The 13,793-nt window shown below is 69.6% G+C and carries 11 protein-coding genes; 10 read left to right on the top strand and 1 reads right to left on the bottom strand.

Features of this window, described 5'->3' with window-relative positions; all coding sequences use genetic code 11:
- Positions 1-23: 23 nt before the first annotated feature.
- Positions 24-2,528, bottom strand: coding sequence for a GH32 C-terminal domain-containing protein (locus EL266_RS01050; RefSeq protein ID WP_051281405.1), 2,505 nt, complete (start codon positions 2,526-2,528; stop codon positions 24-26).
- A gap of 434 nt (positions 2,529-2,962) precedes the next feature.
- Here EL266_RS01050 and EL266_RS01045 point away from each other — a divergent pair, with 434 nt between their 5' ends.
- The 10 genes from EL266_RS01045 to EL266_RS01000 all read left to right on the top strand — a co-directional run bounded on the left by EL266_RS01045 (position 2,963) and on the right by EL266_RS01000 (position 13,716).
- Positions 2,963-3,214: a PspC domain-containing protein gene (locus EL266_RS01045; protein WP_026427810.1), complete on the top strand. Its 252-nt coding sequence runs from the start codon at positions 2,963-2,965 to the stop codon at positions 3,212-3,214.
- 134 nt (positions 3,215-3,348) lie between these two features.
- Complete coding sequence (locus EL266_RS01040) at positions 3,349-5,676, top strand: NAD(+) synthase (protein WP_026427811.1); 2,328 nt, start codon at positions 3,349-3,351, stop codon at positions 5,674-5,676.
- 897 nt (positions 5,677-6,573) lie between these two features.
- The gene (locus EL266_RS01035) at positions 6,574-7,011 is read left to right on the top strand and encodes a PTS sugar transporter subunit IIA (RefSeq protein ID WP_026427812.1); all 438 of its coding nucleotides are present in this window, start codon (positions 6,574-6,576) and stop codon (positions 7,009-7,011) included.
- Positions 7,011-7,502, top strand: a complete 492-nt coding sequence (locus EL266_RS01030; RefSeq protein ID WP_026427813.1) for a PTS system mannose/fructose/N-acetylgalactosamine-transporter subunit IIB — start codon at positions 7,011-7,013, stop codon at positions 7,500-7,502. Before EL266_RS01035 ends, EL266_RS01030 begins: the two co-directional genes overlap by 1 nt.
- A 182-nt stretch (positions 7,503-7,684) precedes the next feature.
- Positions 7,685-8,620 (top strand): PTS mannose/fructose/sorbose transporter subunit IIC, encoded by a 936-nt coding sequence (locus tag EL266_RS01025; RefSeq protein WP_026427814.1) that lies wholly within the window; start codon positions 7,685-7,687, stop codon positions 8,618-8,620.
- A gap of 21 nt (positions 8,621-8,641) precedes the next feature.
- The gene (locus EL266_RS01020) at positions 8,642-9,496 is read left to right on the top strand and encodes a PTS system mannose/fructose/sorbose family transporter subunit IID (RefSeq protein WP_026427815.1); all 855 of its coding nucleotides are present in this window, start codon (positions 8,642-8,644) and stop codon (positions 9,494-9,496) included.
- Positions 9,497-9,731: 235 nt separating this feature from the next.
- Complete coding sequence (locus tag EL266_RS01015; protein WP_026427816.1) at positions 9,732-10,499, top strand: HAD hydrolase family protein; 768 nt, start codon at positions 9,732-9,734, stop codon at positions 10,497-10,499.
- Complete coding sequence (locus EL266_RS01010) at positions 10,496-11,005, top strand: hypothetical protein (RefSeq protein WP_051281406.1); 510 nt, start codon at positions 10,496-10,498, stop codon at positions 11,003-11,005. The genes EL266_RS01015 and EL266_RS01010 overlap by 4 nt, the downstream gene beginning before the upstream one ends.
- Before the next feature lie 88 nt (positions 11,006-11,093).
- Positions 11,094-11,873, top strand: a complete 780-nt coding sequence (locus EL266_RS01005; protein WP_026427817.1) for an HAD-IIB family hydrolase — start codon at positions 11,094-11,096, stop codon at positions 11,871-11,873.
- Positions 11,874-12,039: 166 nt separating this feature from the next.
- Positions 12,040-13,716, top strand: coding sequence for a glycoside hydrolase family 32 protein (locus tag EL266_RS01000; protein WP_034515528.1), 1,677 nt, complete (start codon positions 12,040-12,042; stop codon positions 13,714-13,716).
- Positions 13,717-13,793: the final 77 nt, after the last annotated feature.

The following is a 13,793-nucleotide window of genomic DNA, read 5'->3' as shown; positions in this document are numbered from 1 at the left end:
CACGCAAATTGGCGGACTCAGGGTTAGGGGGCCCGCAGGTGCCAGAGGCTCAGCGACTCGACCCTCGCCTCGCCGCCCTCGGCGTAGAAGCCCACGCCGAGGGAGTCCTGGTCGGGGTAGACCGTGTCGGTGATGACGCGCGAGCCGTCGGCGGCGAAGACCTCCACTGAGTGGGCGTCGACGATGATCCGCAGTCGAACCAGGCCCTCATCGTCCAGGGGGACCCGCACGGCGCTGCGCCCGGGGAAGGAGGGCGAGAAGTCGGTGATCCCCGAGTGGGAGCGGTCGACCACGACCTGCTGGCCGGCGGTGTCGTAGCCGATGAGGGTGTAGTCGTCCTTGCCCTGGAGGACCTTGAGCCCGCTGACCTCGGCATCACCGGGGTCCAGGGCGACGGTGATGTCCAGCGCCCTGCCCTTGGCCTGCTTCAGGGGCGTGGTGCCCTCGGGGATGGTGACCTCCGAGAGCGAGACCTCCTTGCCGGTGCGCAGCTTCTCCAGGGCCTCGACGGGCTCGGCGACCAGCTGGGCCCTGCCGTCGATCGTGCTCAGGGACAGGCGGCGCACCACGGACATGGCCGAGCGCCAGGTGGTGGTGGGCAGTGAGCGCACGTAGTCCCAGTTGGACATCCAGCCGATCTGGTAGCGCTGGCCATCGGGCGCGTCGTTCCAGGTCACGGCCGCGTAGTAGTCGCGCCCGTAATCCAGCCGGGGGACGACGTCGGCCCCGGAGAAGGCCTTGGTCCGCGAGGCGATGATCTGGTCGACCATGAAATGGCCCCAGTTGGCGGTGGCGTTGTTGTCCTGCATGACGAGCGTGGCGGTGCGGCCCTGGTAGGCGCTGACGTCCATGCTGGTCCACTGCAGGCTCCCCGATCCGTTCCCGGTGGTCGAGGCCACCACCGTCCCGTCGACCACGACGTTGAGGGAGGTGTTGGAGGGGAAGGGGGAGGCGGGGCGGTTGGACAGGCGAACCTCGTCCAGGAGGACGTGGCCCCAGTCCCCGGTGCTCTCATCGACCGCGCGGATGGTGGCCTTCTCGCCCTTCAGGTCCGCGACGTCCCAGGTCTGCCAGTTGAGCTCCTCCAGGTTCTTCCCGGTGGCGCTGCGCACCACCTTGCCATCGACGAGGAGCTCGACGACGGCGGGGCCCTCCTGCTGCGCGCGCGGCTTGGCCCCGCCGCCGATGAGGAGGTTGATGTAGTCCTGGTCGATGGTGAACTCCGGGGAGGTGGCGGTCGCGGTGGTGGTATCCGTCCCCTGGCCGGTGGCCGTGTCGTAGAAGGTGTTGAGCAGGCCGCTGCCCTGCTGGTTGACGATGGTCTGCTGGCCGGGGTGCGCACCAGTGGCTGGAGCGTCTCCCAGGGCCTGACCCTCAACGGTCCACCCGTCCCAGGAGCCGTCGAACCCGGCCAGGAGGGTGCCTCCGCCGTTGTCCCCGGTAGCGGCGGGGTCGTAGGGGTGGTCGCCGCCGCCGACAAGGGCGTTGATGTAGGGGGCGGAGATCGTGAACTCCTCAGAGGTCAGGGAGCCGGTCTGGTGATCGCCGGCCCCGAAGGAGTCCACGTAGCCCGCTCCCAGGTGCCCGGGCAGGTCCCCGGTGGCCGGCGCCGTGCCGAAGGCCTCGCCCTGGGGCTTCCAGGAGCCGTAGCCGTCCTCGAAGTCGGCCAGGATGGCTCCCTCCGAGCCGTCGTAGTGGGGGATCTCCTCATCGGGGGTGAAGGTGGAGCCGTCCCAGTCGCCGACGAAGTACTGGGCGGAGTCGCCCAGCGTGACCACCAGGACCCATTTGGTGCGCTGCGGGTCGCCGTCCACGGGCAGGGGGAAGAGGTCGGGGCACTCCCATACGGCGGAGGTGTCGCCCTCCGGGCCGAAGGAGGACTCCTCGGTCCAGTGGATGAGGTCCGGGGAGGAGTAGAAGGAGACCCTGTGCTCGGTGGAGTGCGCCACCACCATGGTCCAGCGCGAGGAGGTCTCATCCCAGAAGACCTTGGGGTCGCGGAACTCGGTTGAGCCGATGTCCAGGACCGGGTCGCCGTTGTTGTACAGCGCCCAGGTGCGGCCCTTGTCCGTGGAGTAGGCCAGGGACTGGGACTGGTTGCCCGAGGCGTTGTCCGCGCGCGTCCACACCGCCACCATGGGCGGGTTGTCGCGGCTGCCCAGTCCTGAGGTGTTCTCATGGTCGACGACGGCCGAGCCGGAGAACACCCCGTACTCATCGGTGTAGGGGATGGCGACCTCCTGCTCCTTCCAGTGGACCAGGTCGGTGGAGATCGCGTGGCCCCAGGACATGTTCCCCCACTGGGAGCCCTCGGGGTTGTACTGGTAGAAGAGGTGGTACTCCCCGTCGTAGTAGACCAGGCCGTTGGGGTCGTTCATCCAGTTGCGCTCGGGGGTGTAGTGGACGGTGGGGCGCCACTGCTCGCCCTCGGGCTCCTGAGCGGAGCCGGTGCCGCTCGGCAGTGCCGCTCCGGCGATGGCCAGGACCAGGACGGCCAGGGCGCTCAGGGGGCGGGTCATCCTTCTCATATCAGCTCCTTCGATGAGGTGAGAACAGCCAACACGCACTAACGCGCGTTAGTGATGGCGTCACCCACAATAACGCGCGTTAGCATGTGCGGCAACTCACGTCACATGGAACGTTCCCGCCCGGGTCGGGCGGGGCCGGGCGAGGCCGGAAAGGGGTGGGCGGAGGCGAGCGAGGCTGGTCAGGGTGGCACGGCCGAGCAGGGCCGGGCGGGGTTGGACAGAGCCGGAGGGGCTGGGCCGACGCCGCCAGCATTCCTGCGGTGGGGGCCGGACAGGGCCGGAGGGGCCGGGCGGGACCGGATAGGGCCGGAGGGGCCGGGCGGGACCGGATAGGGCCGGAGGAGGCGGGACGGGGGCCGGTCCCGCTGCGCATCGGGGATGTTTCAGGGGGTTCCCGGATGGTTCTGGGCGGCGCGTTGAGCCAGGCTCGGGGCATGACACAGAGCTATCCCTCCGATGCCTACCGGAACTCAGATGACAAGCGCGGCTTCCTTGACAGGCTGCCGCCCCGATCGCGCCGTCACCGCCTCCTGGGCGGGGTATGCGGAGGCCTGGCCGAGGCCTGGGATGCGCCCGTGTGGGGCGTCAGGGCCGCCGTGCTCCTCCTGGCCCTCCTGCCCGGTCCCATGTGGGTCGTCTACCTGCTCGCCTTCATCGCCATGCCCGCCCCCGAAGACCGCGGCTGACGACCACGGCTGAGGGCCGCGGGCGAGCGCCGCGGTGATCCGCTCGGGCGGGCAGTCTTCGGGCATGGCAGGATCGGTGCGTGAACTCCATCGACCGCAGCAGGGATGCCGATCAGGACATCGCGCAGGACGTCATGCAGGACGACGACGCCGCGCGGGGCGCCAGTCGTGACAGCCGCTCCACTCGCCGGGGCACGCAGGACCCGGCGGGCGCAGAGGGAGACGGGGACCGTGGCCCCGATCCCACGATCTCCTTCCGCTCCGCCTACGACCAGGGCTTCGCCCGCGTCGCCGCCGTCACCCTGCCCGTGGCCATCGCCGACCCGGCCGCCAATGCCCGGGCCATCATCGACCAGGCCCGCTCCCTGTCCCAGCAGGGCGTGAGCCTGGCCGCATTCCCGGAGCTGTGCCTGACCGGCTACGCCATCGACGACCTTCTCCTCCAGGACGTCCTGCTCAGCCAGACCCTGGAGGCCATCGAGACGATCCGTGCCGCCAGCGCCGAGCTCCTGCCGGCGCTCGTCGTGGGCGCGCCGCTGCGCCACAACGACCGCCTCTACAACTGCGCCGTCATCATCCAGGGCGGACGGGTGCGCGGCGTCGCCCCCAAGTCCTATCTGCCCACCTACCGAGAGTTCTACGAGAAGCGGCACTTCGCCCCCGGCGACGCCCTGCCCGGCGCCGAGGGGATGATCTCGCTGCCGGGCGTGGAGCAGGGCGGCGCGGCCGGGGTCGCGCTCGGTGCGGTCGGGGCAGCGGCAGGATCTGTTGACGCCGGAGGGCCGCGTGCGCGCGTCCCCTTCGGCTCCGACCTGCTCTTCGAGGTCGAGGACGTCCCGGGCCTGGTCTTCCACGCGGAGGTCTGCGAGGACATGTGGGTGCCCGTCCCGCCCTCCTCCGTCGCGGCACTGGCCGGCGCCACCGTCCTGGTCAACATCTCCGGCTCGCCCATCACGGTGGGCCGCGCTGAGGACCGCCGGCTCCTGGCGCGCGCCTCCTCGGCCCGGGGGCTGGCGGCCTACCTCTACGCCGCCGCCGGTCAGGGCGAGTCCTCCACGGACCTGGCCTGGGACGGGCAGACCTTCGTCTATGAGAACGGGACTCTGCTGGGCCAGACCGAGCGCTTCCCGGATGGGCCCCGGGCCACCGTGGTGGACGTGGACATCGAGGGTCTGCGCGCCGAGCGCCTGCGCCAGGGCACCTTCGGGGACAATGCCGCCACCCTCTCGGCCCGAGGTGCGGGGGACGGCTCCTGGGGGCCTTCTTTCTGCGATCCCTCCCGGTTCCGGCGCCACGTGCTGGGACGCGAGGAGATGCTCCTGCCGCGCACTGATATCGGCCTGCGCCGCGAGGTCGATCGCTTCCCCTTCGTCCCCGACGACCCGGCACGCCTGGCCCAGGACTGCTACGAGGCCTACAGCATCCAGGTCGCTGCCCTGGTCCAGCGCCTCCAGGCCATCGGCCTGCCCAAGATCGTCATCGGCGTCTCCGGCGGGTTGGACTCCACCCACGCCCTCATCGTGGCCGCCCGTGCCATGGACCGCCTGGGCCGTCCCCGCTCCGATATCCACGCCATCACGATGCCCGGCTTCGCCACCAGCGCCCGGACCCGGGCCAATGCCGAGGAGCTGGCGCGCGGCCTGGGCTGCCACTTCGAGGAGCTGGACATCCGCCCCACCGCCACCCGGATGCTCACCGAGATGGGCCACCCCTACGGGGTCCTGGCCGCCACCGGGCGACCGCCGCAGGGCATGACCGAGCGGGAGGTCTACGACGTCGCCTTCGAGAACGTCCAGGCGGGGCTGCGCACCGACTTCCTGTTCCGCATCGCGGGCCACCGCGGCGGCATCGTGCTGGGAACCGGAGACCTCTCCGAGCTGGCCCTGGGATGGTGCACCTTCGGGGTGGGGGACCAGATGTCCCATTACGGCGTCAACGCGGGCATCCCCAAGACCCTCATCCAGCACCTCATCCGCTGGGTGGTGGCTGAGGAGCTGTTCGACGACGCCGTGGGGCGCACGCTTCTGTCCATCCTGGACACGGAGATCAGCCCCGAGCTCGTCCCGGCCGGCGAGGGTGAGCCCATTCAGTCCACGCAGGCCCGGATCGGCCCCTACGCGCTCCAGGACTTCACGCTGTGGCATGTGCTGCGCCGCGGCTCGCGCCCCTCGCGGATCGCCTTCTTGGCGGAGAAGGCCTGGTCGGACGCCTCACAGGGGGCCTGGCCGCCGGGGCTGCCCGAGGCCGAGCGGGTGGCCTACGCCCTCCCGGAGATCCGCCAGTGGCTGGAGCTGTTCTGCAGGCGGTTCTTCGCCAACCAGTTCAAGCGCTCCACGCTGCCCAATGGGCCCAAGGTCGTGGCCGGGGGCTCGCTGTCCCCGCGCGGTGACTGGCGGATGCCCTCGGATGCCTCGGCGGCCGCCTGGCTGGCGGAGATCGAGCGCAACGTGCCCCGGACCTGAGGGGCCGGCGTCGGACAGGCTCCCTTCAGGCCCGTTCCCATGCCCCGGCCCCCAGCGGCCGCCGCGAGCACGAGCCCGTAGCGCCGCAGGCGGGCGGGCCGGCCGGGGCGTCATGGGGCATCGCCGGCGGCGACGTCGCCGGGACGGCGGGTGAGCCGGGCGGGGCGTCATGGGGCATCGCCAGCAGCGACGTCGCCGGGATGGCGGGCGGACCGGGCGGCGTCGGACGTGGGTCTGCGTACCGGACGAGGGTATGCGTCATCCGACTGAGGTCCGCACATCGGCACATGACGCAAAGTCACGTCGTCTACGCAAACCCTCGTCGTCGACGCCGAGGTGCGCCTGCGACGCCGAGGTGCGCCTGCGACGCCGAGGTGCGCCTGCGACGCCGAGGCGCGCCTGCGAGGCCCGGCGATGAGACCCACCCATCCGCTCGACCTCCGACCCTGTTGTCGCCCTATTGTCCTGATAATCCTCGCGGTCCACCGCTGGCCCCACGATCCGCGACTGGCCCGGGGCGCGCTCGCCCCCTCGGCGCTCTCGACCCGCCTGGTGCTGCGCACTGCGCAGGCCGCTCCCCCCTCCAACTGCCATCAAACAAAATGCGTGCCAGACCCAGACATGGGACTTTAGTCCTAGTGTGTGACGTACGACATACTTAGCGATCCGAGGGGTGCATGTTTGATCCTGGTGGAGGCAAAACTGCCTGGTTAGGCGCAATACTCCTTGTTTTCGCTCGCTAACGCGAGTTACCAGTGTTGGTTGTGTGTGTTTCTGGGCGTAACTGGTAGGGATGTTTCTTGGGGGATGCTGTTCAGCCTCCCTACGGTGGGCCTGCAACAACCGTCGCTGTTGCGGACTGCACCGCAGCAGCCAGGATGGAAAAGGTTCCCGCCCATGGTCTCCCTGATCATTGCCGCTCATGGACACCTGGCCGAAGGTCTTCTGGCCTCCTCGGCCATGATCGTCGGCCCAAGTGACGACATCACCGCAGTCACCTTCGACCCCTCCGAGGGGCCGGATGACCTGCTGGCCAAGTACACCTCCGCCGTCGAGGCCTCCTCCAGCCAGGAGCACCTGTTCCTCGTCGACCTCTTCGGGGGCAGCCCCTACAACGCCGCCGCCCGCTTCGGGGCCGCCCGTGAGGACTGCGACGTCGTCACCGGCGTCAACCTGCCCATGCTGGTGGAGGTTCTCTCCCGACGCCTGGGCGGAGCCGGTATGCCCGAGCTGGTCGAGGCCGCCCGCAGCGCCGGCGTCGACGGCGTCAAGATCCTCTCCGAGGTTTTCGTACCCACCACTACTTCTGATGATGATGAAGGAGACGAGCTCTGATGGACATCAAGCTCCTGCGTATCGATTCCCGCCTGGTCCACGGTCAGGTCGCCAACAATTGGGCAGGCGCCCTGGGGGCGGAGGCGATCCTCGCCGTGTCCGACGGCGCCGCCAATGACGAGCTGCGCAAGACCCTCATGCTCCAGACCGGGGGCGGCAAGGTCAAGGTCCACGTCCTGGGCGTGGAGAAGGCGGCCCGCGTCTACAAGAACGCCAAGTACGAGAGCCTCAAGGCCGTCATTGTCGTGGAGACCCCCGCCGACATCGTCCGACTCCTGGACCTGGGGGTTCAGGCCCCGGAGGTCAACGTCGGCGGCATGACCTTCAAGCAGGGGACCAGCCAGCTCTCCCAGGCGGTCTACGTCTCACCCGAGGACGTGGAGGCCTTCAAGGAGATCGACTCCCGCGGCATCAAGCAGTACATCCAGCAGGTGCCCTCCTCCTCCAGCTCCGACCTCATGGCCGCGCTCAAGGCCAAGGGCATGCTCTGAGCCGAGGGCTGATCAAGGCGGCTCCGCCCACGGCTCGACGCCGTCGAACCGAGTTCCTCCGAGGCTCCGCGGAGCCCGCACCTCCCGTGCATCCCACTGAATAGGCCTGGCGGCCGTGCGCCGCGCGGGCAGGCGGAGTGCACCCCTCACCCCTAACCGTCCACCACTGAGAGAGTCCTGCCGTGCAAGACATCAACCTGATCCAGATCATCCTGGTGACGCTCGTGGCCTTCGTCGCGGGCATGGCCAGCGTCCTGGACGAGCGCCAGTTCCACCGTCCGCTCGTCGCCTGCACCCTGACCGGCATCGCCATGGGGGAGCCCACCATCGGCATCATGGTCGGCGGCTCGCTGGAGCTGCTGGCCCTGGGCTGGATGAACGTCGGCGCCGCCATGGCCCCCGACGCCGCCCTGGCCTCCACCGTCTCCACCGTCATCGCCGTGGCCTCCGTCGGCGACAGCGGAACGACCAAGGCCGCGATCACGGCGGCCATCGGCGTCGCCGTGCCCCTGGCCGTGGCCGGGCAGGCGCTGACGATCTTCGTGAGAACGATCGCGATCTTCTTCGCCCACCAAGCGGATAAGTACGCCGAACAGGTCAATTACCGGGGTATCGCCGCCATGCACTTCCTCGCCCTGGGCCTTCAGGGCCTGCGCGTGGCCGTGCCCACCGCCGCCGTGGCGGCACTGGCCTCCGGCGATGCCGTGAAGAACGCCCTGGAGGCCATCCCCGTCGTCATCTCCGACGGCCTGAACATCGCCGGAGGCTTCATCGTGGTGGTCGGCTACGCCATGGTCATCAACATGATGAAGGCCCGCAAGCTCATGCCCTTCTTCTTCCTGGGCTTCGTCTTCGCCACCTTCGCCACCACGATGGCCGGCGGCGGCGAGGTCAGCGACCCGCAGGGCAAGGGAGTCATGGCCAACTGGGTCATCTCCACCGCGCCCACCGGTGTCACCCTCGTGGGCCTGGGCATCCTGGGCGCCTGCCTGGCCGTCATCTACGTCCAGCTCAACCCCGAGTTCCACGACGCCGTGCGCCTGCCCACCGCGGCCTCGCCCGCGGGCGGCGGCTCCAGCAGCGACCTGGACGACGACCTGGACGACGAGCTCGACTGAGCGAGAACGGAGTAAACGATCATGACCACCCAGAATGCTCCGGCCGCTCCGGAGAAGATGCTCACCAACCGCGACCTGCGCCGCATGTACTGGCGCTCCACCTTCCTGCTGGGCTCCTTCAACTTCGAGCGCATGCAGGCCATGGGCGTGTGCTACACCCTCATGCCCGCCATCCGGAAGTTCTACCGCGATGACAAGAGCGCTCAGGCCGCCGCGCTCAAGCGGCACCTGGAGTTCTACAACACCCACCCCTGGGTCTCCTCGGTCATCTTCGGCGTCACCGCCGCCATGGAGGAGCAGAAGTCCAAGGGCGAGGACATCGGTGAGGACACCATCACCAACGTCAAGATCGGCCTCATGGGACCGCTCGCCGGTGTGGGCGACCCCATCTTCTGGGGCACGGCCCGCCCCGTGCTGGCCGCCCTGGGGGCCTCCCTGGCGATCAACGGCTCCCTCGTGGGCCCGCTGCTGTTCTTCGTGGGCATCAACGTTCTGCGCATCGCCACGCGCTGGTACGGCCTGAAGCTCGGCTACAACCGCGGTACCGAGATGGTCACCGAGGTCGGCGGCGGACAGCTCAAGAAGATCACCCAGATGGCGGCGATCATGGGTCTGTTCGTCATGGGGGCGCTGGTGTCCAAGTGGACGAACATCAACTTCCCCGCCGTGGTCACCTCCGTGACGGATCCGGAGACCGGGATCCCCGACACCCAAACGTTCCAGGACATCCTGGATCAGCTCCTTCCCGGCCTGGCCGCCCTGGGGCTGACCTTCCTGTGCATGTGGCTGCTCAACAAGAAGGTCAACGCCCTGTGGATCATCCTGGGGATGTTCATCATCGGCATCCTGGGGCGCTGGACCGGCTTCCTGGGCTAAGAGCCCTGCTCCGCCCACTCGGCAGCACGGGGAGTCGGCAGCACGGGGAGAGCGCCGGGAGCCCTGCGCTCCCGGCGCCCTCCTCTCCTGATTCCGCGCCCCGGAGCGCCCCACCACCAACCGCCAGAGCCCAAGGAAGCACCGAGGAACCACCGTGGCACCAGCAGCACCTGGACCTCAAGCGCAGGCGGGGCCCGCTGCGCGACCCACCCGATCCGCCCAGCCCACCCGGCTCCTGGTCACCGACCTCGATGCCACCATCGTCTTCGATCGCCGCGTCCCACCGTCCGATCGCCAGGCCATGGAGCGCTGGCGCCGGGCCGGGAATCTCCTGGCCGTGGACACGGGCAAGTCCGTCTTCGCCACCCGCGACGTCCTGGGGCCCAGTGGGGTGGTCTTCGACTATGGCGTCGTCTTCACCGGCGCGGTGCTCATCGACGCCGACTACGAGGTCCTGCGGGCCCGCTTCATCCCCGAGGGCGTGGCCCAGGAGATCGTGGCCGGTCTGGTCGATATCCCCGGCGTGACCACCTTCGCCACCACCATCGAGACCGACTACATCCTGGCGGACAACATCGGAGGCGTGTCCTCCATCCTGGCGACCTTCAGCGAGATGAGCGTGGAGGAGATGGCGGGCCACCGCTTCATCGGCGTCCCCATGCGCGTGGCCGACGACGCCACTCGCGACCGCCTCCAGGCCGACCTGACCCAGCGCTGGGCCGGCATCCTGGACTGCCACCGCAACCAGGAGTTCCTCGATCTCGTCCCCGCAGGGGCCACCAAGGGCTCCGGGCTCACCGCCCTGCTCCAGGGCCCCCTGGCCGGCCATGACCTGGAGGTATGGACCATCGGGGACTCCTGGAATGATCTGGACATGCACGCGGTGGCCGACCACGCCGTCGCCCTGCCCTGGTCCCCACCAGAGGTGACGGCGGCCTGCGAGCTCACCGTAGGATCCATGGCAGAGCTCATCGACAGCATCCTGGAAGGAGAGGCGCCGTGATCTCACGGGTGCGCGAATGGTTCAACGGGGGAGACCCTCGGGGCCGGGAGAAGATCCGGGCCTGGGCCACCGGCGATGATGGACGCTCGCGCGGCTACACCCGCTCGGTGGGCGTCCACGTCACCTGGCTCATGGTGCTCGCCTGCGTCCTCTACCCCCTGACCAAGGGCATCGGCTCGATCTTCGTCCTGGTCCTGGCCATCTTCCTCATGGGGGGACGGGCCTTCATCGAGAACCAGGTCCGCCGTGACTTCTCCGATCTCAACGAGGCCCGGCGCCAGTACGAGCGCACGAGGAACCCCGAGTACCTGGAGTTCATGGTGCTGCGCGCCGAGGGCATGCTGGAGGACAACAAGATCCTCACCGACTCCTCCCGACAGGCCCTGGAGGAGCACGCCGAGTGGGCCAGGAAGCGCCAGGAGCGCGCGGCTCGCAAGGACGGATCCCGCAAGGACGGATCCAGCAAGAACGGATCCCGCACGGATAAGTCCGGCGAGGAGAAGTGAGGGGCGGCTCAGCGCCGCAACCACCCGCGCCGAGCGCGCGCGTGCCCGAGCCGCGCAGGTGGCCAGCGACGAGGACCGAGGAGGATCAGTGACCCCCAAGCTCATCTCCACCGACCTGGACGGCACGGTGGTCTTCAATGCGCGCATCGGCTCGCGCGACCTCGAGGCCATGGAGCGCTGGCGCGCGGCGGGCAACCTCCTCACCGTCAATACCGGGCGCTCCCTGGGGGCTTTCAAGCAGGTGGCCCCGGGGCCGGCCTTCGACTACGCGATCCTGTACACCGGCGCGGTTCTCACCGATGCGCGCCTGGGAGTGCTGGAGGCCGCCACCCTGCCCCGCACGGTGGCCGACGACCTCCTGGATCTTCTGCGGGGGCGCGACGGCGTGGCCGTCTTCGCCACCACGCTGGAGGGGGATCTGCTCCTGTACGACACCATCGGCTCGACCACCGTGCTGCTGGACCTCTTCACCCCCGGCACCCCGGCCGACCTGGAGGGGCGCGAGCTCATCGGCGTCCCCCTGCGATTCACCGACCAGGGGATGGCCGAGCGGGCCCTGGAGCACGTCGATCAGCGATGGGCCGGCAGGGCCGTGGGCTTCCGCAACCAGGACTTCGTCGACGTCGTGCCCGCCGGCGCCTCCAAGGGGGTGGGGCTGGAGAGCCTGGTGGGCTCCTTGCAGGGGCCGGGCGGCGCCTGCGCGGGTGAGAGGATCGAGACCTTCTCCATCGGGGACTCCTGGAACGACATCCCCATGCACCAGGTGGCCGATCACGCCTTCGCCCTGCCCTGGTCCCCGCCGGAGGTCGTCGAGCACTGCGAGGAGACGGTGGAGAGCCTGGCCGACCTGGTGGATCGGCTCCTGTAGAGCAGCCCCTGCGGTTGCCGCCGGGACGAAGCCCTGGAACGATATCTTATCGTTACATGAGGCTCATGCATGATGCGTCGCGAAGCGCCCCGGGAGCGCCGCCGGATGGTGGCCGGGGCCGGGTGCTCCCGGGGCGGTCTTATTCACCAACGAGTTGGAGACAGTCATGACCACGTCACGCTCCGCCAACATAGAGCCTCCCGGCCCCGGTCGGGAGGCGGCCGTCCCCACCGGCGGGTGGCGACGGCGTCGAATCCTCGCGGGCCTGGCCGCAGGGGTCCCGGCCGTGGCGGGAGGCCTGCTCCTGAGCTCCTGCATCGACGGCAGGCCGGGTCCCGGTCCGAGCGGCACGCCGTCGCCCGGGCCCAGCGCGACGGCCGCGCCGCCGACCGACGGGACCACCCACGATCCGGAGGATCCCTTCCGCCCCGCCTACCACTACAGCCCGCAGGACGGGAACATGGCCGATCCCAACGGCCTGGTGGAGTACGAGGGGGAGTACCACCTCTTCCACCAGCAGGATGGGACCTGGGCGCATGCGGTGAGCACCGATCTCATGACCTGGGAGCCGCTGGACACCGCCCTGGAGCATGATGACCTGGGCCTGGCCATGTCCGGCAGCTGCGTCGTGGACGGGGCCAACACCTCGGGTCTCCTGCCCGATGGGGGACTGGTCGCCCTCTACACCTCCACCACCGGGGGAGAGGCCCAGTCGCTGGCCTACAGCTCCGACCGGGGCCGCACCTGGACCCGCTACGAGGGCAACCCCGTCATCGCCAATGATGGCCGCAAGGACTTCCGCGACCCCAAGGTCTTCTGGCACGAGGGCTCCACGTCCTGGGTCATGATCGTCTCGGCCGGCGACCACGTCGAGATCCACCGATCGCCGGACCTCAAGACCTGGACCTGGGCCTCCAGCTTCGGCCAGGACCAGGGGTCGCATGCGGCCGTGTGGGAGTGCCCCGACCTCTTCCCGCTCAAGGACGTCACCGATGACGAGGTCCGCTGGGTCATGACCGTCTCGGTGGGGGACAACCAGGAGACCGCGGGCTCGACCGCCCAGTACTTCATCGGGGACTTCGACGGCACCACCTTCTTCCCCGAGGACGACCAGATCCGCTTCACCGATGCCGGGCAGGACTTCTACGCGGCGCAGAGCTTCGAGAAGATCGAGGGGCGCCGGGTGTGGATGGCCTGGATGGGCAACTGGCGCTACCCCTACTCACTGCCCACCGAGGGCTGGCACGGGGAGATGAGCGTGCCCCGTGAGCTGAGCCTGACGCGCGTCGACGGCGTCCGCCGCCTGCGCCAGGTGCCCGTGCCCGAGCTCGAGGCGTTCCTGGAGGAGTCCGCCGACCTGGCGGGCATGAGCGCCAAGGACGGTGTGAGCGAGTTGGGCACCGGGCGCTGCGTCCAGATCGATGTCGAGCTGGACGTCTCCCAGGCGCAGGACGCCTGGCTGAGCCTGGCGCGCTCGGAGGGCTCCAGCACCTCGGCCACGGGCTCGGAGGTGCGGGTGGGCGTGGACACCGCCCACTCCGTGTTCTACCTCGACCGCAGCGCGGGGGACCTGGAGAAGGTCGCCAACCGCGAGGAGGGCGCCCAGGAGGTTGACTTCGCGCTGCGCCGCGAGGTGCCCTACACGCCGGTGGACGGCAAGGCGAGGCTCCGCGTCCTGCTGGACCGCTCCAGCCTGGAGGTCTTCGTCGACGACGGCGCCACCGTGGGCAGCTTCCTCGTCTTCAACGATGCCCAGGCTCAGGGCATCGCACTGGGCGCCACCGGGACGGTCAGCGTCCTGACCGGCAGCCTGACGCCGGTCGCCCAGGTCGAGGCGCCCTGAGGGACCCCCCCGCCTCAGGGCCGGGCCCCGCAGCACTGGCGTGCTGCGGGGCCCGGCCATTGAGCGCGGTCGGATGC

Source organism: Actinomyces slackii (assembly GCF_900637295.1).
Lineage (GTDB): Bacteria > Actinomycetota > Actinomycetes > Actinomycetales > Actinomycetaceae > Actinomyces > Actinomyces slackii.
This window is presented reverse-complemented; position numbering and strand designations above follow the sequence as displayed.